Consider the following 17,239-nt stretch of genomic DNA (forward strand, 5'->3'; position numbering starts at 1 on the left):
GAGCAACATCGACGGGGTCGCCCAGGCCTCATCCCAGACCGGACAGGCGGCCAAGGACCTGCTGCAGGTCTCGGAGGATCTGGGCGAGCGCTCGGGCGGCATGAAGAGCAGCGTCGAGCGGTTCCTGGACGGCGTGAAGGCGCTCTGATTCGGGGGCGGCGCGCCCCGGCCGCCGCGCCGCGGTTCGACGATCGGAAGGGAGGAGGATTAGCGTATGCCTTTGCTCGCGAGCGTCGCTGAGAATCTGTCCGTTCTGGCGGCGGCTGCGATGCTCGTCTTCTTCATCACTTTGCGGTGGAGTCCGTCCGACACTTCGGGACGCGCCAAACTCACGACCGGCCTGGTCTTCGGCGCCGCGGCGGCTCTGGTCATACTGGTCCCGATCCAGGGGCCGGACGGCGCCAATTTCGACAGCCGCGCGGCGCCGATCCTCGTCGCCACGTTTCTGTCCGGGCCGCTTGCGGGGGGCGTCGCCGCGGCCATAGGCGCGCTCGCCCGGTTTCAAATCGGCGATCCGTTCCAACTCGGCGGGACGCTCAGCCTTTTTCTTTACATGGCGGCCGGGGTCCTGTTCCGCAAGCTCTGGACGCGCGGCGACGCGGGGCTCGCGGGCTTCTCGGCGCTGGCGGCGCTGGGAACGCTCTGCGTGCTGCCGGCCTTCTTCATCGGGCGCAGCGGGGATATGGCGCTGGGGTTTCTGCCGCAAGTCTTGCCGGGGCTGCTGATCGGCAATCTGATCGGAACCTCGATGCTGGGCCTCTTGCTGGAGCGGTTGAGCGCTTTCGCGCTCCAGCGCCGGCAAAGTCGCGCCGTGCTTGAACACGCAAGCGACGGCATACTGATCCTGGACGAGGAGGGCTGCGTGATCGACGCCAACCCGGCGGCGGCGCGGATGCTCTGTCAGCCGCACGGCGCGCTGATCGGGCGGCGATTGGACGCGGCGCTTCCGGCCGGGCCGAGCGAGCCTCCGTCAGGCGAACCCGACGATCCCCTCACGCAGACCGCAAGCCTGATTCAAGCGGACGGACGCAGGCGTCAGCTGTCCTACACCGTTTCGCCCTTCACCGTCGAAGGGCGTCGGCGCAGCACGGTGATCATCCGCGATCTCACAGAGATTCTGGCGTCGCGCGAAGAACTGCAACGCATGATGGGCGAACTGGCCGCACAACTTCAGGCCACGGCGAAGGCGAACCAGAGCAAGTCGCAGTTTCTGGCCAATATGAGCCACGAGTTGCGCACCCCGCTGAACGCCATCCTGGGCTTTTCGGATCTGATCCGTACGGTCGGGTCGGATTCGATGCCGCGCGAGAAGGTGGACGAGTATTTGGACGACATCCATGCGGCCGGCCGGGTGCTGTTGGGGCTCGTTGACACGGTGATGGACATCAACCGGATCGAACGCGGCGACGCGATACTCTCGCTCGAAGAGGTGAACGCCAACAGCCTGCTGGAGAACCTGACCCGCATCCTGACGATCGAGGCCGGGCGGGATCATGTCCTGCGGTTCGTTCCGCATCCCGAGCCTGCGTCAATTCGTTGCGACCCGACGGCGCTGACCCAGTGCGTGACCAATCTCGTCGTTAACGCCTTCAAGCACGGCGGGCCGGAGGTCAGCGTCGCGCTCGCCGTCGATGTGCGCGACGGGACCGTCGCGTTGACGGTTCGAGACGACGGCCCCGGCGTGCCGGAGGAGGTCTTGGAACGGCTGGGCGAGCCGTTCCTGCGCGGCGACGACGCCCGACGCCGTTCGTTGCCAGGCGTCGGCCTCGGCCTCGCCATCACCAAGCGCCTGATGGAGGAGCAGGGCGGCGGCTTGTCGGTCGGGCCGGACGATCAAGGCGGAACCTGCGCGACCCTGATCCTGACCGAGGTCGAGACGGCCCGTCGGGACCTCGCCGCCGCCGTCGCGTCGCCTGTGACGACGGCGTGAGGCGCGGCGCCGCGCCGGCTCACGACCGATAAGCGCCGCCCGGCGCGTCCGGCCGCTCTCGCACCGCCCGCCGGCTTCCCGACGCCGGTCGGGTTCGGCAAAGCCTTCCGCGCGCGCCCTCGCCCCGCGGACGCGGCGTCAGGCGGCCCTGGGCGCGGCGCCGGCCGCGCGCGCGTCGATCTGAGCGACCGTCACCCGATGCATCTCGCGATAGGCCGGCCAATGGTCGCCGAGGGCCATGTGTTGCGTCAGGTAGTTGTCCCAGATCGCCACCATGCCCGGCTTCCATTTGAGGCGCATGTGGTTGCGCGGGTGGCGCACCGTCTCGGCGAGATGGTTGAGCAACAGGCGGCTCTCCGCGGCGCTCAGCCCCTCGATCGCGTCGGTGAAGCTCTCATTGACGTAGAGCAGCGGCTGACCCGAGACGGGGTGGCGCATCACGACAGGATGGCTGGCCTTCGGCGCGGCGTCGCCTTGGTTCTTCAGCGTCTCGCGCCGGGCGAGATCGGCGTATTCGTTGACGAAGGCGAAGCCGGTGCGAAAATCGTGGCGGGCCGAGAGCGTCTCCAGGAAGCCCCGAAACGGCTCGGACAGGTCCTCTAGGACGCCGGTCATGCTGCACCACATCGTGTCGCCGCCGGCCGGCGGCACATGGCGCGCGGCCAGAATGGCGGCGGCCGGCGGCGTCTCATAGCAGGACAGGTCGCTGTGCCAGACCTCGTTCTCCGGCGGGGTGTCGGGGTCGTTGATGATCACCATCACCTCCTCGATCCCGTCGGCGATGGGATACATCGGATGGCGCGGGGCCAACCGGCCCAGGCGCAGACCTAGCGCACGCTGCGCGGCCGGGGTCAGGTGATGCTGATCTTCGAACACCAGAACCTGATGCGCGAGCAGGCCGTCCAAAAGCTGAGCGAGCGTGGCGTCCGGCATCTCCGGGTCGAGCGCGAATCCCGGCGCCCGCGCGCCGATGCGCGCTGTGATCGGCTCGAAAGCAAGAGAGGCTGTCATGGCGGCGGCTCCTGAGGTCGCGCGGGCTTCTCCCACGCTTGATGATCCGGTAAATTAAGCATGATATTTTCGGATCCCATTCATCAAGCGATGAAGGCGTCTGTCGCTTAAGGAAAAGTAATGTCAAATCTGCGCGCCGACCTCCCGCCGCTGTCCGCCCTGGCGCCCTTCGAGGCGGCGGCGCGCCTCGGCTCCTTCAAGCAGGCGGCGGAAGAGCTGAACTTGACCCAGGCCGCGATCAGCCGCCAGATCCGGGTCCTGGAGACGGATCTGGGCGTCGCCCTTTTCGTGCGGCGCCATCGCGCGGTGGAATTGACGGAGGCCGGGCGGCGCTTTGCGGACGAGAGCTCCGACGCCCTGTCGCGCCTGGCGATGGCGGCGCGGGCGGAGCGGCGCGCGGCGGCCAGCGAGGCCGTGACGGTGATGTGCGAACTGGCCCTGGCGGCGCATTGGCTGATTCCGCGGCTCGCCACCTTCCAGAACCGCCGGCCCGAGATCGAGATTCGGCTGCTGGCGACCGGCGATCCGCCGGAGAGGGTGGGCGAGCCGGTGGACATCGCCTTGCAGACGGGCCGGCGCGGCGAACGGCGATTCGACTTGGTCCACAGCGCGCCGGAGACGGTTTTCGCCGTCGCCGCGCCGGCCTTGCTTGAGTCGGCGGGCGGAAGGCTGCCGGCGTCGGCCTTGGCTCGACGGCCGCTGCTGCATTTCGTGGATCGGCTGCGCGATTGGGTCGAGTGGCCTGAATTTCTGGCGACCTTCGGCGTTCCGTCGACAGGGCCGCTCGGCGGCCTGCGCTTCAACAGCTATCCGGTGTTGGCGCAGGCCGCGATGGACGGGCACGGGATCGCGCTCGGCTGGCGGCGCTCGCTCGATGCGCGGCTCAAGGACGGTACGCTCGGGCGGATTTCGGACGACGCGCTGACCTTCGAGGAGGGGGTCTGTCTCTACCGGGCGCGCGGCGCGGGCGGCGATCCCAAGCGCCGGGCGACGCTCGATTGGCTCGCTGGCGAACTCGATGCGGACAGGGATCCGTGAGCGCGCGCTACGGCGAGGGGGCGAAGATACGGTCGTGGCGATTGCGCGCGCGCTCGGGCTCGGGCGCCTCAAGATCCATGGCGAAGCGACGGCCGGCGTAGACCGCGGCGGCGATGACGGCCGGCGCGTCGCAGTCGCCGATCCGCGCCAGGGTCTTCGGCGCGCCGGCGGCGCCGGTCGCCCGCCGTTCGGCCAGCTCGTGATAGAGAGCGTCGACCGGCGCCCGCGTCGTCACCAGGACCAGAGCGCCGGCCGCGTGCGCGCTCTCCCGGCCCGTATAGGCGCAGGCGAGCGTCGCGCGCTCCCCGTCGAAGCCGCTGAGCGCGCCCGCCGTCAGCAGCGTGACGCCCAGATCCATCAGCCGGCGCTGCGCCCGCCAGCGGTCGACCGTGTAGGCGCCCCAGTCCGACAGCCGGTCGGCGGGCGTCGCCAACGCCACGTCATGACCCGCCGTGGCCAGCTTCTCCGCTAGAACGGACGCCATGTAATAGTGGTCGTCGTCGTAGATCAGCACCGGCCCCTCGATCGTCGGCGCCTCATCGGCCATCAGGTCGTCCGGCGTCAGGATCCGCGCGGCGGGCGCGCTCAACCCTGCGACCCCGCCCAACGCCGACGGTCCGAAGCCGTCGCGTCGCCAGCGCGCGCCCGTCGCGACCGCGACGTGATCCGCGCCCACGGCCAGAACGTCCTCCGCCGACAGCGGGCTTTCGCGATAGATCTCGACATTCGCCAGCTGATCGAGCTGCTGCAGCCTGTGGTCGCGAACCCGCGCCCAGGCGGCCAGGCCCGGCAGACGCGCCTCCCGCGCGACGCGGCCGCCGAGTTCGCGCGTCGCCTCGGCCAGCGTCACCTGATAGCCCCGCTTGCCGAGCGCCTGCGCCGCCTCAAGGCCGGCCGGCCCCGCGCCGACGATCAGCACCGTCGCGTCTCCCGCTGCGGCGGGCAGCCGCTCCGGATGCCAGCCGAGACGCCATTCCTCGCTCATCGTCGGGTTCTGGGTGCAGCGGATCGGCGCGCCCTTGCCGTCGCCCGTGTAGCAGATGTTGCAGCCGATGCATTCGCGGACGTCCTCAAGCCGGCCTTCCTCGATCTTCTTCGGCAGGAAGGGGTCGGCGATCGAGGGGCGCGCGGCGCCGACGAAATCGGCCGCGCCGCTTTTCACCAGGCGAACCATCGAATCGGGAGAGGTGTAGCGGCCGACGGTTACTACCGGCTTCGAGGTCAAGCCGCGCACGGCGGCGATATAGGGCTCGAGCGCGCCTTCGTCGGTGAAGCGACTCAATCCCATCTCCAGGGAATAGTCCTCCACATTAAGGTCCCAGAGATCGGGCGCTTCGCCGATCAGGCCGAAGACATCCTCCGTTTCGCCCGGGACCGGCGCGCCGTCTCCGCCGCCGCCGCCGTTGGTTTCGACCGAGAAGCGCACGGCGACGGCCAGCCTGTCTCCGACGGCGTCTTTCGTGTCCTCGATGATCTCGCGCATCAGGCGCAGGCGGTTCTCCAGCGATCCGCCGTACTCATCCGTGCGCCTATTCAGCTCCTTGTTGAGGAACTGCGACAGCAGATAGCCGTGGGTGGCGTAGACATAGACCAGATCGAAGCCGGCTTCCCGCGCGCGCAGCGCCGCGTCCCGGTGCCAGCGCCGCACCGCCCGGATATCGGCCTTGTCCATCGCGCGGGTCTGGTAGGGGTTGCCGGCAAGGTTCGGCGCGCTGACCGGGCCGAGCGGAACCTCCCGGGTGGTCAGGTTCGCCATGCGGGCCCCGCCGTGACACAGTTCCACGCCCGCCAGCGCGCCGTGCTCGTGCACCGCCTCGGTCATCAACGCGTGCGCCTTCACGTCGCCCGCGTCCCACAGCGCCGCCATGGGATGGGGGGTGTCGTCGCTCGACGGGTGGATCGAACAGTACTCCGTGTTGATCACGCCCCAGCCGCCCTCCGCCTTCATCGCACGCAGGCCGGCCAGGACGTGCGGGCGCAGATAGCCGGATCCGGTGCAGTGCGGCACCTGATAGAACCGGTTCTTCGCGGTGACCGGCCCGATCCGCATCGGTTCGAACAGCAGGTCGTAGCGCGGGTCGCGGGTCATGCTCTCCCTCCCCCGACGGTCGCGGCTCAGGCGTCCGCCAGACGCGGCAGTTCGCGCCGGAAGCCGAGACCCTCATCCGGCGTCGCATCGAACTCCCGGGCGTAGCGGTGACCGGCGTAAACCGCGGCCGCGATCGTTCCCGGGGCCAGGCAATCGCCGATCCGAACGACGCTCTTGATTCCGGCCTTCTCCAGCGCCTGCGGATCGGCGCTCAGCGCGTCGTAAAGCGCGCGGTCCGGCAGGCGGGCCGTCACCATCACGATCGCGGCCGCCTCGACCCGCTCCTCGCGGCCCGTATAGGTGCAGGCGAGGCGCACGCCGCCCGCCTCCAGCCCGGACAGGGTGCGGTGGGCGCGGATGTCGACGCCGCGCTCCAGCAGGCCGCGCTGAATGCGGTGCTGTTCCATCGTATTGTGGGTGAAGGTGGAGACGTCGCCCTCCGGCGTCGCGAAGATCACGTCCCGTCCGGCGTCGTCCAACACCTCAGCCATCAATCCGCCCATGTAGTAATGATCGTCGTCATAGACCACGACCGGGCCCTCTTCCGGCAGGCGGCCCGCCATCAGGTCGTCCGGCGTATAGATCGGCAAGTCGTCCAGCCCGTCGACCGGATAGAACAACGCGCGGCCGACGCCGTCCTTTCGCCAATGCGCGCCGGTCGCGACCGCCACATGCTCCACGCCGAACTCCATAATCTGCTCGGCGGTGAGCGCGCTCTCCAGAAAGACGTCGACGGCGCCCATCTGCTCGAGCCGCCATTGGCGATGGTCGCGCACGCGGATCCATTCGGTCAGGCCGGGCAGTTTGCTCTCATTGACGACCCGGCCGCCGAGTTCGCCCGACGCCTCCGCCAGGGTCACGGCGTAGCCGCGCTGTCCCAGCGCGCGCGCGGCCTCAAGGCCCGCCGGGCCGGCCCCGACGATCAGCACGGAGGCGTCGCTCTTCTTTTCGGGGATGCGCTCCGGGTGCCAGCCCTTGCGCCACTCCTCGCCCATCGTCGGGTTCTGGGTGCAGCGGATCGGCGTCACCGTGAAGTCGCCGGTCACGCAGATGTTGCAGCCGATGCACTCGCGGATGTCTTCTATCCGGCCTTCCTCGATCTTCTTCGGCAGGAAGGGGTCGGCGATCGACGGGCGCGCCGCGCCGATCAGGTCGAGACGCCCCTTCTTGATCAGCGACACCATCATATCGGGCGAGGTGAAGCGCCCGACGCCGACGACGGGCTTGCTCGTCAGGCTCTTCACAAATGCTGTGTAATCGCCTTGGAAATCAGCCCCGGCGAAGCGCGACGTGGCGCTGTCGTTTGACCACTCGCTGACGTTGACGTCCCAAAGGTCGGGAAGTTCGGCCAGCATTCCGATCACGTCGCGCGCTTCGCCGTCGCTGGTCAGGCCGTCCTCGCCCATCATTTCGTCGACGGCGAAGCGCACCGCGATTGCGCAGGTGTCGCCGACGGCGTCCTTCATATCCTCCAGCACCTCGCGGAACAGACGCACGCGGTTCTCCAGGCTGCCGCCGTACTCGTCCGTGCGCTGGTTGATGCGCCGTGAGAGGAAGTGCATCTGCTGCGACATGTTATGGCCGCAGTAGTCGTAGATGATGTCGAAGCCGGCGCGCTTGGCCCGTCTGGCCGCGTCGACATACCATTTGCGCAGCGCCTTGATGTCCGCCTTGTCCATCGCGCGGGCCTGGACCGGGTGCGGTTGCTCCACCGGCATGTCGACGGGCGCCAGCGGGATCTCGCGCGTGAACAGGTTGGAGACGGTGTAGCCCGAATGGTTCGGCTGAAAGCCCGCCAGCCCGCCATGCTCGTGGATCTTGGCCGTCATCTTCTCCCACATCGGCAGATCGTCGTCGTCCCAGATCCGCCCTTCGACCACGGGGCTGTGATCGGAGGTCGAGTGGATCTCCACCTCCTCCGTGCAGACCACCGCCCAGCCGCCTTCGGCCTTGACCCCGCGCATTTCCGCCATGCTGGAAGGGCGCAGGCGCCCCATGCCGTTGCAGTGCGGCACCTGATAGAACCGGTTCTTCGCCGTCACCGGGCCGATCTGTACGGGCTCGAACAGGATGTCGTAACGGGGATCTCGGCTCATAGGCTCGCCGTCTCCTTGAGGGGGATGGGAAAGGGGGGGATGAGACGACGCCGTCAGCCCTCCAAGGGCGCCGTCGGCGGCTCGAAATGATGCGGATAGAGGGCGGCCAGCTGCGCCATGGCGGAGGCGAGGGCCTCCTTGCGGTCCAACCCTTCAGGATAGAGCAGCAGTTGCAGCCACAGCCCGTCGATCGACGCCTCGAGCAGTCGCGCGGCGCGCTCCGGCTGCGCGCCGACGCCGCCGGACCGGGCGACCAGCGCAGCGCACAACGTCTCCAGATGTTCGCGCCGGGCGGCGTCGTGGCGGTTGTGAATATCGAGATAAATCGGCCGATGTTTGGCCTGACCCCAATAGGCGAACCACACGGCCAGCTTCTTGCGGGAACAGACCGTGGGCGCAAAGTCGGCCCGCACCAGCGCCTCCAGCCGGCGCGCCGGGTCGTCGCCCGCCTTGTCGAGCGCGCGTCGCCAATGATCGTAGTGCTCCTCCGCCAACCAGCCCAAGGTGTCGACGAAGAGCTGCTCTTTACTGGCGAAATGAAAATTGACGACCCCGTGCGACAGGCCCGCCTCAGCCGTCACCGCGCTCAAGGTCGTCTCCGCGAAGCCGCGCTTGGCGATCGACTCGATCGTCGCCTCAATCAGTTGGCGGCGGCGGGCCTGACGGATGCGGCTTGATCGGAGATCGTCTGTCTGAGGCATGGCGGGCCGGGTCGTTTCCCAAGGGCGCAGATCTCATTATCTGACTGTTCAGTCAAATTCTGGTTGACCCATGCGCCAGGGTCAAGCTTTCATCTGACCATCCGGCCTGCCGGGCCGAGCAGAGCCGCGACACGATTCCAGGGAGCGCCGCCATGACCGCCGCCCAAACCGCCGCCCGAACGTCAGAAGGCATTCGCCACATCACGCCCGCGGGCGTCGACGGGCGCGGGCGCGAGCCCGCGCCGTTCGATCCGGCCGATTTTCACGCCGCCCCGGCGACGCAAAGCTGGGGCCTGGCGATCTCTGACGAGACCCTCGGCCTGCATGTCGGCGTCTGGACGACCGACCCGATGCAGGAGGCGTTCGGTCCTTACCCCGGCGACGAGTTCATGCTCTCGCTCGAAGGGACCACGCGGCTGATCGACGGCGACGGCGCCGAGACGACGGTGCGTCCGGGTCAGGTCTTCTGCGTCCACAATGCGTGGCCCGTAAGCTGGCGTCAGGACGACCCGATGGCGAAGTTCTTCATGATCTGCGAAGACCCGGATCCGCCCGCCGACCCGCCGCCGGCGCCGGGGGTGGTGGTTTATTCCCCCGAGGATGCGCCCCCGGGCGCCGCGGAACGCGAGGAGGAAGGGCCGTTCGGTCCGCGCCGCATTCTTTTCGAGACCCGGTCGGCGGCGATGGCCGCGGGCGTCGACGTCGCGCCGGCGCATCAGGCCGTCGCGCGCCAGACGACGGCCCATGAGCTGTGGTGCGTGGCGACCGGCGCGCTATCTCTCGTCGCCGAAGACGGGCGGCGCGTGCGGGTCGAGGCGGGCGAGGCGGCTTTCATTCCGGCCGGCCTGCGCTTCGAGAGCGCATCCGAAGACGGCGCGCGGATCGCCTTCGCCCGGTGCGTCCGACGATGAGGGCGCCGGCTTTACCGGGCCGCAGGACGTCCGGAGGCCGCCGTGCGACAGGCGCGCGACGCCTGCGTCGGCGAAGCCGGGCGCGCTTTGTTAGTAGAGTGTTAAAGATATAAGACTAAAGTGCGGGAGTGCGCCCTAAGGAGGGCGTCGAGAAGCGATAGGACGATGGACGGCCTGCACGAGACCCTGATACCGATGCTCAACGACGTGGGGCTGCTCGCCCTAATGGTCTTGTGCGTCGGCGCCGTCAGCGCTCGCTTTCCGAGAGGCGAGGGCGGCGCGACCCGCGATGTTTTGCTGGGGCTGACCTTCGGCGCGATGGCCGCGCTCGTAATGCTGCAGCCGATCCCCTTGCCGCACGGGGCGGTGACCGATCCTCGGGCCGGACCTGCTTTGCTGGCGGGCGTCTTCGCGGGGCCGTTGGGGGCCGCGGTCGCCGCGGCGATCGGCGCGGCCGCGCGGTATTTCGTCGTCGGCGGACCGGTCGCTCTGGGCGGGGCGGTCAGCTTCGCGCTCTACGGGGCGACCGGGGCCTTCGCCGGCTGGCTGATCGCCCGGAGCGGCCTCAGGCTTGGCCCCGTCGGCTTGCTGCTGATCGGCGCGGCTGGGACGGTCGCGGGCGTCCCCGCCTTTTTCGTCAGCGCGCCGCCCAGCGTCGCGATCGAGATTCTGGCCGCGGCCGCGCCCACGCTGATGGTGGTGAACTGCCTCTCCACATTGATCATCGGCAGCGTCCTGTTCCAGGCGCAGCGGCTGGCCGACGCGCGCGCGAGCGCGTTCGCGCATCAGCAGGAGATGCGCAAGCTCGCGCTGGTCGCCGATCGCACGACCAACGCCGTGGTCATCACCGGAGCCGACAAGCGCATCGAGTGGGTCAACCGCGGCTTCGAACGAATAACCGGATACAGCTTCGCCGAAGCGAAGGGCCGCAGGCCCGGCGAGATGCTCCAGGGACCTGGAACCGATCCGGCGACCGTGGCGGCGATCGGGCGGGCGCTCGCCGCGCGCGAGCCGATCACGACGGAGATCTTGAATTACGACAAGCAGGGGCGCGAATACTGGCTCGCGCTGGAGATCCAACCGGTCTACGAGGACGACGGCTTCGCCGGGTTCATTGCGGTTGAAAGCGACATCACGGAGCGCAAGGGATTTGAGTTGAGCCTGCTCCGGGCGGAGACCGTCGCTCGCCTCGGCAACTGGTCGTACGATTTGACCACCGGGGCCGGAGTATGGTCGCGCGGCGCGCGACGCATCTTCGCATTGGAGGAAGACGCGCCGCCGCCCGACTTCTACGCCGCGTCGGCGCTGTTTCACGAGGAGGATCGCGAGCGGCTCCGGGGCACGGTCGTCACGGCGCTGAAATCCGGCCAGCCGTTTTCCATTCGGGTGCGCGCGCAGGTCGGGGGCGAAACCCTTTGGCTCGCCATGACCGCGGAGCTGGAGCGCGCGGCGGGCCGCGCGCGCAAGATCTTCGGCGTGGTCCAGGACGTGACCGGCGTGGTTCTGCGCGAACAGCAACTGCTCGCCGCGCGCGAGGAAGCCGAGATCGCGAACCGCGCCAAGAGTCAGTTCCTGGCCAATATGAGCCACGAAATCCGCACCCCGATGAACGGCGTCATGGGTATGGCGGCGCTGATGAAGGACGACGGGCGTCTGACGCCCAAGCAGCGTCGCAGCCTTGAGGTCATCGAAAAATCGGGCGCCTCGTTGCTGCACACGATCAACGAAATCCTCGATTTCTCGAAGATCGAAGCCGGCCGCGTCGAGATCGCGTATACGGGCTTCGACCTTCCCGCCCTGTTGGAGGATGTTCGGGCCCTGATGACGGTGCAGGCCGATGCGAAGCGTCTGGCGTTGCGGATCGTGCAGGACGCGGCGCTTCCGCGCCTGGTCTACGGCGATCCGGCGCGTTTGCGGCAAATCCTGATCAATCTGGTCGGCAACGCGGTGAAGTTCACCGACGCAGGCGCGGTCACGGTAACGGTCGCTCCGGATCGGTTCGAGGACGGCCGACAGGCCCTTCGATTCGACGTCGCCGACACCGGCATCGGGATCGATCCGTCGGTGCTGCAGACGCTGTTCTCAAGCTTCACCCAAGCGGACAGTACGATCAGCCGGCGCTATGGCGGGACCGGCCTCGGCCTCGCCATCATCAAGCATCTGTGCGACATGATGCAGGGTGAGGCGTCCGTGGAGAGCTGGCCCGGTCAGGGCAGCACCTTCACCGTCCGGTTGCCGATGCGCGCCGCAAGCCAGGACGAAGCGCCCCGCGCGGAGCCTGCAAGCCCTGCGGCCGCCGTCGGGCGGGCCGCCCACATTCTGGTCGCGGAGGACAATGAAGTTAACCAGCTCGTGATCGGCGCCATGTTGTCTTCGCTGGGCCATAGCTTCGAGATGGCGCCCGACGGCGCGGCGGCGATCCGGGCTCTGCGCGCCGGCCGTTACGACCTGGTGCTGATGGACGTCCACATGCCGGAGATGGACGGGGTCACGGCGGCCCAATGGATACGGGCCTCGGACATGGATCAGCGCGACATTCCGATCATCGCGCTGACGGCGGACGCGCTCGAAGGCCATCGGGAGCGCTATCTCGCCGCCGGAATGAGCGACTATGTGACCAAGCCGGTGGAAATGACTGCGCTGGCGCTGGCCGTCTCGCGGGCCGTCGGCGCCGACGCCGGGTCGCCGCTCGAAATCGCGCCCGGCGCCGAGGCCGATCGGACGCCGAATCCCGCTCCGGACGGCGCCGCGCGCGCTGCGCTTGAGGCTGTTCTGCACGATATCGAAAAGGCGCGCGTTTCCGAGGAGTGATCGGCGCGACGCCTCACGCCCGGTCTTCGGTCCGCCAGACGCCCGGGATGTTGCCGACCAGAAAACTCGCGACCGGCGCCTCGGGTGCGGCCGAGGCCGCAAGAGGCAGGACCAGCCGCCGCCAACTGGCGACGGAGACGTTGCGCGGCGGGGCGTGCTCGGTCAGCATCGGCGCGCGGCGCAGGGCGACGGCGCGGTAAACCGCCAGGAAGAAGGCCGCGATGCGGGGCTCGATCGGCGTCTCGCTCAACCGTTTCCCGGTGAGGTCGGCCCCGAAGCGCTCGGCGATCGCGCGTCCGTAGACGCGATAGATCAGGTCCGCGCCGTCGTCGACGCTGTCGAGCAGCATCACGTAAGGAAGCGCCGCCGTCGCCGTCAACGGATCGAAAGCACGCCCCGGCGGGGGGCGCCCCGCCCGTCCGCCGATCGCGCGCCACGAGGCGTAAAGCGTCTCCAACGTCGGGTCGCCCAGGGCCTTTCGGTCCGGGTCGAACAGTATCACAGGGGCCGGGGCGTCGGCGTCGGTGAAGCAGGCGGTCGTCGGACCGGCGTCGCCCGCCGCCAGGGCGGCGGCCAAGCGCGCTGTCATCGCTTGCACGGGATCGTCGGTCATCTCGCCGCTGAAAGCTAGGCGGCGGTCGGCGCGGGGCAAGCCCGGGGGGGGGGGCGGGACGCCCGGGACGTGGGTCGCCCGGGACGTGGGCCGCCCGGGACGTGGGTCGCGCGGGCCGTCAGCGCACGATGAAGACGGAGGCGCTCGTATGGCTCGCCAGATAGCCGGCGTTGGAGCTCAACAAATGATCGGCGAAGGTCGGCGTGTGGGAGGCCATGACGATCAGGTCGAAGCCGTCTTCCTCGACCGTCTCCTCCAGCGCTTCATCCAGGTCGCGCAAGGGGTCGGATTTCACCACCGCCTTCGATGAGATCTCGACGCCGGTCTTCTCGCCGTGCTTGGCGGCGAAGTCGCTCAGCGCGCGCTTGTACTCGTCGACCGTCCGGCTGGTCTCGCCCGGCTGCGGCGCCGTGACCCCGACCAGGGTCAGAGTGGCGTCATAGGTCTTTGCGAGGTCGGCGGCGGTCGCGATCGCCTTGTCCAGCGTGTCGGCGTGCTTGAGATCGACCGGCGCCATGATCTTGGAATACCGGGCCATGAGCGTCCTCCTATCGATTCTTGTCAAAGACCCTTTGCAGGTAAGCGTCATTTTCAGCCTGTCAACGCATGCGGACGGAACGCCGTGCGCGTTCCCAAGCCGGCCGGGCAACGGGACGGAAGGTCGCAGTCGCTTGTCCGCCGCGCCGATCGGACGATGCTTACGCCCCATGTTTGACGCCCCTTACTCTCATGCAGCGCCGAGCCGGCAAGCCGGGCTTGAGCGATTGGCCGCCTTCGCGCCGCGCATGGGCGCGGACTATGCGCGGCGGCGAAACGTCGATTTCGGCCCGCGCGATCGAAGCAACGTCTCTCAGCTCTCAGGCTATCTGCGCATGCGTCTCGTGCTGGAGAGGGAGGCGGTGGAGACGGCGTTGGCCGGGCACGGGGCCGAGCGCGCTGAGAGCTTCATTCAGGAAGTCTTCTGGCGCACCTACTGGAAAGGGTGGCTTGAGCGTCGTCCGGAGGTCTGGCGGGCCTATCGCGCCGGCGTCGACGCCGGCGGCGCCGCGATGGCCTCCGACGCCGACGCGGCCGCGCGCTGGCGCGCCGCGGAGGCGGGCGAGACCGGCCTCGCCTGTTTCGACGCCTGGGCGCGCGAGCTGGTGGAGACCGGCTATCTCCACAACCACGCCCGCATGTGGTTCGCCAGCTTATGGATTTTCACCTTTCGATTGCCGTGGGAGCTCGGGGCCGATTTCTTCCTGCGCCATCTGATCGACGGCGACCCGGCCTCGAACACCTTGGGCTGGCGCTGGGTTGCGGGCCTCCAGACCCGGGGCAAGCGCTATCTCGCCCGCGCCGACAACATCGCGATCTTCACGGACGGCCGGTTCCGACCGGACGCAGCGGCGCTGGCCGACGATGCGCCTGCGCTGTCCGAGCCGCCTCTCGGGCCGGCCGGGCCGACGCCTGCGCCGACGCCTTGGACGTTCGACGGGGCGGTCGGCCTGCTGCTGACCGAAGAGGATCTCGCGCCGGAGACGCTGCCGGGCCTCGATCTCGACCGGCTTTCCGCGTCGGCGGCCGTCTCCGCCGTTCAGGATCGCTCGCCTCGGCCTATCGGCGCGGCCGCCTCGCTCTGGTCGATCGGCGCGCTGGAGGACGGCTGCACCCGGCTGGAGGCCGCGGGCGGTCCGGCGCCCAGCCGCCTGAACGCTAAGGACGACCAGGCGGCCGCAATTCGCGATTGGGCGCGACGCGCGGCTCTCGGCCGCGTGGTGACGCCCTACGCGCCGCAGGGGCCGACGCGCGAGATGCTCGAGCGGGCGCGCCTTCTGCTGGCCGAAGACGGCGTGCCGCTGACCTATCTGTTGCGCGATTGGGACGCGCGCGCCTGGGACGTGGCCGACCGCGGCTTTTTCCCCTTCAAGAAGCGCATTCCGGAGCTGATGCGCGCGGCCGGATTGCAGCGCTCGCGCTTTGCGGCAGAATCATGCTAGCGACGCGCGGTGCCGGGCGGAACGCGCCCGGCCGGCTGCGGAGGGAAGGGACCAGCCATGCGGTTCAGCGGGATCACGGCGATCGCGGCGGCGCTGTTGGCGGCGGGGTGCGCGCAAATCGAGCCCTCGCCGATCGAGCGCGCCGACGGTACGATCCAGTTCTGCCCCAATCCCTATAATCGCCATCACGTCCTGATGGCCGCGCGGCGCTATTGCGCGCCCGAACCGGCGCAGCCCGTCGGCTTCGAGGCCTGCCCCGACGACGATCTGGTCGACGGTCGGGTTTTCGCCTGCCGTTACAATCCCGGCTATGATCCGCTGCAGCTGGAGGAGGTGCGCGCGCCCGACGCGCCGCCCGACGCGCCGCCCGATCCGGACGTCGCGGACGACCCGACGGGCGACGACGATCCGCCGCTCCGATCGGACGGGGCCGTCCCCGATCCGGAGGCGCTTGAGGAGACGACGGATTCCTGACGCCCGCCCGGCGGCTTGCCGCCGCACGCGGCCCGCCTAAATAACCGGGCCTGATCCTTTTTTTCCTGAGCGGCGGCCTGCGACCATGGACTCCTTAACCCAGTTCGCGCTTGGCGCGACCATCGGTGCGGCGACGTTGAGCCGCAAGATCGGTCCGCGCCGCGCCGTCCTCGTCGGCGGCCTGTTGGGCACCGCGCCCGATCTGGACGTCTTTCTGCCGTTCGACGGTCCGATCGACAGTTTCGTCGAGCATCGCGGCTGGACCCATTCGCTAATCGTCCACAGCGCGCTCGCCCCGCTCATCGGCCTCGGTCTGCATCGGCTTTTCCGGGCGCGCGCACCGGATTTGAGCGCGCTTGGCGCCGTCGGCGTCGTTTGGATCATCCTGACGACCCATGCGCTGCTCGACTGGACGACGACATACGGCACGCAGATTCTCTGGCCGCTGACCGACAAGCCGTTCGCCCTCTCCTGGATCTTCATCATCGATCCGCTCTACAGCCTGCCGCTGGTGATCGCGGTCCTGGGGGCGCTGATTGCGGGCTCCCGATGGACGCGCGCGCCGCGCGGTGCGGCGATCGCGCTGATGCTCAGCACCGCCTATCTCGGGTGGACCGGCGTCTCGCAGCAGATCGGGCGCGACAAGGTGGAGCAGGCGCTGCAAGCCGCCGGCGTGGAGGCCGAGCAGATCACGATGATCCCCATGCCCTTCAACAGTCTGCTCTGGCGCGGGATCGCGATCGACGGCGACGTCTATTACAACGTCTACCGCTCGGTCTTCGACCGCCGTGCGGCGGCCGCGCTGCACCCCCATCCGCGCGGCCTGCTCTTCGACCGCGCGCTCTCCGACTATCGCCCGCCCCAACGGGTGGAGCGCTTCTCCAACGGCAACTACGCCTATCGCCGCGAGGGCGCGCAGATCTTGATCTCGGATATCCGCATGGGGGTGACCCCGGCCTACGTCTTCACCTTTCAGGTGGGGACGATCGCCGATGTGGCGGCGCTTGGCGACGCGCCGCCGCCGGCGGCGGCGATCCAGCCCGCGCCGATCGCTCGGGTCGAGCCGACCCGCGACATGCGCGGGATCGACTGGTTGTTTCGGCGGATCGCGGACGAAGACGCGGTGCGCGAGGAATGAGACGGGGTCAGCTGGGCTCCGCCCCGGAGACGCGGATGAAGTCCTTCACCCGCTCGCGATGCTGGACGTCGCGGTAGGTCACCAGCGCGCCCACGTAATCGCCTTCCCGGCGGCGCACCTCGAACAGCACGGGGATCTCGAATTGATCCTCCTGATGCTGGAGAATCAGGAAGCCTTCATGCCGGCCGCCTTCTGGCAAGGGCGTCCGGGCGTCGGTGTAGAAGCCGACGCCTTCCTCGCTGACGTTGTCGACCTTGAGGGTGCGGCCGTCGATTTCCAGGAAACCGACGGCGACCGGGTAGCGCGGCAATCGGCGCCGTTCGATGAACTTCATGAGTCCTTGCGATCCGTTCCTGCGCCCGTTCTTGAGCGGCGAGCCCCCGCCGCCCGACGGGCGGACGGCCTCCATCCGCGCGGCACTATACCCGCTTCGCGACGAAACGCCACC

General features: G+C 68.9%; 14 protein-coding genes. 7 read left to right on the plus strand and 7 right to left on the minus strand.

Features of this window, described 5'->3' with window-relative positions; genetic code table 11:
- Window positions 1–214 precede the first annotated feature (214 nt).
- Entirely contained in the window at window positions 215–1,930 is a 1,716-nt protein-coding gene (locus RIB45_RS06335; protein ID WP_350049394.1) for a sensor histidine kinase, read from the plus strand.
- A 138-nt stretch (window positions 1,931–2,068) separates the two neighbouring features.
- On the opposite strand, the gene RIB45_RS06340 is transcribed toward RIB45_RS06335, so the two are convergent.
- Complete coding sequence (locus tag RIB45_RS06340; protein WP_350049395.1) at window positions 2,069–2,941, minus strand: TauD/TfdA dioxygenase family protein; 873 nt, start codon at window positions 2,939–2,941, stop codon at window positions 2,069–2,071.
- 120 nt (window positions 2,942–3,061) lie between these two features.
- Here RIB45_RS06340 and RIB45_RS06345 point away from each other — a divergent pair, with 120 nt between their 5' ends.
- Window positions 3,062–3,979: a LysR substrate-binding domain-containing protein gene (locus RIB45_RS06345; RefSeq protein ID WP_350049396.1), complete on the plus strand. Its 918-nt coding sequence runs from the start codon at window positions 3,062–3,064 to the stop codon at window positions 3,977–3,979.
- Between the two features lie 7 nt (window positions 3,980–3,986).
- Here the strand turns inward: RIB45_RS06345 and RIB45_RS06350 are convergent, their stop codons facing one another.
- The 3 genes from RIB45_RS06350 to RIB45_RS06360 are packed head-to-tail and all read right to left on the minus strand — an operon-like array spanning window position 3,987 to window position 8,865.
- Complete coding sequence (locus RIB45_RS06350) at window positions 3,987–6,068, minus strand: oxidoreductase (RefSeq protein ID WP_350049397.1); 2,082 nt, start codon at window positions 6,066–6,068, stop codon at window positions 3,987–3,989.
- Window positions 6,069–6,094: 26 nt separating this feature from the next.
- Window positions 6,095–8,164 (minus strand): oxidoreductase, encoded by a 2,070-nt coding sequence (locus RIB45_RS06355; RefSeq protein ID WP_350049398.1) that lies wholly within the window; start codon window positions 8,162–8,164, stop codon window positions 6,095–6,097.
- 53 nt (window positions 8,165–8,217) lie between these two features.
- The gene (locus RIB45_RS06360) at window positions 8,218–8,865 is read right to left on the minus strand and encodes a TetR family transcriptional regulator C-terminal domain-containing protein (RefSeq protein WP_350049399.1); all 648 of its coding nucleotides are present in this window, start codon (window positions 8,863–8,865) and stop codon (window positions 8,218–8,220) included.
- A gap of 152 nt (window positions 8,866–9,017) precedes the next feature.
- On the opposite strand from RIB45_RS06360, the gene RIB45_RS06365 reads away from it, so the two are divergent.
- A complete protein-coding gene (locus RIB45_RS06365; protein WP_350049400.1) occupies window positions 9,018–9,776 on the plus strand; it encodes a hypothetical protein in 759 nt (252 codons plus the stop codon).
- A gap of 165 nt (window positions 9,777–9,941) precedes the next feature.
- Window positions 9,942–12,587, plus strand: coding sequence for an ATP-binding protein (locus tag RIB45_RS06370; protein WP_350049401.1), 2,646 nt, complete (start codon window positions 9,942–9,944; stop codon window positions 12,585–12,587).
- Window positions 12,588–12,600: 13 nt separating this feature from the next.
- Here the strand turns inward: RIB45_RS06370 and RIB45_RS06375 are convergent, their stop codons facing one another.
- Window positions 12,601–13,200 carry a PAS domain-containing protein gene (locus tag RIB45_RS06375; protein WP_350049402.1) on the minus strand — a complete coding sequence of 200 codons (600 nt, stop codon included), beginning with the start codon at window positions 13,198–13,200 and terminating at the stop codon, window positions 12,601–12,603.
- Between the two features lie 118 nt (window positions 13,201–13,318).
- The gene (locus RIB45_RS06380; RefSeq protein ID WP_350049403.1) at window positions 13,319–13,738 is read right to left on the minus strand and encodes a universal stress protein; all 420 of its coding nucleotides are present in this window, start codon (window positions 13,736–13,738) and stop codon (window positions 13,319–13,321) included.
- 169 nt (window positions 13,739–13,907) lie between these two features.
- On the opposite strand from RIB45_RS06380, the gene RIB45_RS06385 reads away from it, so the two are divergent.
- The 3 genes from RIB45_RS06385 to RIB45_RS06395 all read left to right on the plus strand — a co-directional run bounded on the left by RIB45_RS06385 (window position 13,908) and on the right by RIB45_RS06395 (window position 16,791).
- Window positions 13,908–15,179: an FAD-binding domain-containing protein gene (locus tag RIB45_RS06385; protein ID WP_350049404.1), complete on the plus strand. Its 1,272-nt coding sequence runs from the start codon at window positions 13,908–13,910 to the stop codon at window positions 15,177–15,179.
- 57 nt (window positions 15,180–15,236) lie between these two features.
- Window positions 15,237–15,653, plus strand: coding sequence for a hypothetical protein (locus RIB45_RS06390; protein WP_350049405.1), 417 nt, complete (start codon window positions 15,237–15,239; stop codon window positions 15,651–15,653).
- A gap of 85 nt (window positions 15,654–15,738) precedes the next feature.
- Window positions 15,739–16,791: a metal-dependent hydrolase gene (locus RIB45_RS06395; protein ID WP_350049406.1), complete on the plus strand. Its 1,053-nt coding sequence runs from the start codon at window positions 15,739–15,741 to the stop codon at window positions 16,789–16,791.
- Window positions 16,792–16,798: 7 nt separating this feature from the next.
- On the opposite strand, the gene RIB45_RS06400 is transcribed toward RIB45_RS06395, so the two are convergent.
- Window positions 16,799–17,125 carry a hypothetical protein gene (locus RIB45_RS06400; protein ID WP_350049407.1) on the minus strand — a complete coding sequence of 109 codons (327 nt, stop codon included), beginning with the start codon at window positions 17,123–17,125 and terminating at the stop codon, window positions 16,799–16,801.
- Window positions 17,126–17,239 lie beyond the last annotated feature (114 nt).

Origin of the sequence: Marivibrio sp. (assembly GCF_040218065.1) — a bacterium.
Lineage (GTDB): Bacteria > Pseudomonadota > Alphaproteobacteria > UBA8366 > Aestuariispiraceae > Marivibrio.

Coding starts and splice junctions, on each gene's coding strand:
- RIB45_RS06335 (WP_350049394.1), top strand. CDS start 215: ATGCCTTTGCTCGCGAGCGTCGCTGAGAATCTGTCCGTTCTGGCGGCG.
- RIB45_RS06340 (WP_350049395.1), bottom strand. CDS start 2,941: ATGACAGCCTCTCTTGCTTTCGAGCCGATCACAGCGCGCATCGGCGCG.
- RIB45_RS06345 (WP_350049396.1), top strand. CDS start 3,062: ATGTCAAATCTGCGCGCCGACCTCCCGCCGCTGTCCGCCCTGGCGCCC.
- RIB45_RS06350 (WP_350049397.1), bottom strand. CDS start 6,068: ATGACCCGCGACCCGCGCTACGACCTGCTGTTCGAACCGATGCGGATC.
- RIB45_RS06355 (WP_350049398.1), bottom strand. CDS start 8,164: ATGAGCCGAGATCCCCGTTACGACATCCTGTTCGAGCCCGTACAGATC.
- RIB45_RS06360 (WP_350049399.1), bottom strand. CDS start 8,865: ATGCCTCAGACAGACGATCTCCGATCAAGCCGCATCCGTCAGGCCCGC.
- RIB45_RS06365 (WP_350049400.1), top strand. CDS start 9,018: ATGACCGCCGCCCAAACCGCCGCCCGAACGTCAGAAGGCATTCGCCAC.
- RIB45_RS06370 (WP_350049401.1), top strand. CDS start 9,942: ATGGACGGCCTGCACGAGACCCTGATACCGATGCTCAACGACGTGGGG.
- RIB45_RS06375 (WP_350049402.1), bottom strand. CDS start 13,200: ATGACCGACGATCCCGTGCAAGCGATGACAGCGCGCTTGGCCGCCGCC.
- RIB45_RS06380 (WP_350049403.1), bottom strand. CDS start 13,738: ATGGCCCGGTATTCCAAGATCATGGCGCCGGTCGATCTCAAGCACGCC.
- RIB45_RS06385 (WP_350049404.1), top strand. CDS start 13,908: ATGTTTGACGCCCCTTACTCTCATGCAGCGCCGAGCCGGCAAGCCGGG.
- RIB45_RS06390 (WP_350049405.1), top strand. CDS start 15,237: ATGCGGTTCAGCGGGATCACGGCGATCGCGGCGGCGCTGTTGGCGGCG.
- RIB45_RS06395 (WP_350049406.1), top strand. CDS start 15,739: ATGGACTCCTTAACCCAGTTCGCGCTTGGCGCGACCATCGGTGCGGCG.
- RIB45_RS06400 (WP_350049407.1), bottom strand. CDS start 17,125: ATGAAGTTCATCGAACGGCGCCGATTGCCGCGCTACCCGGTCGCCGTC.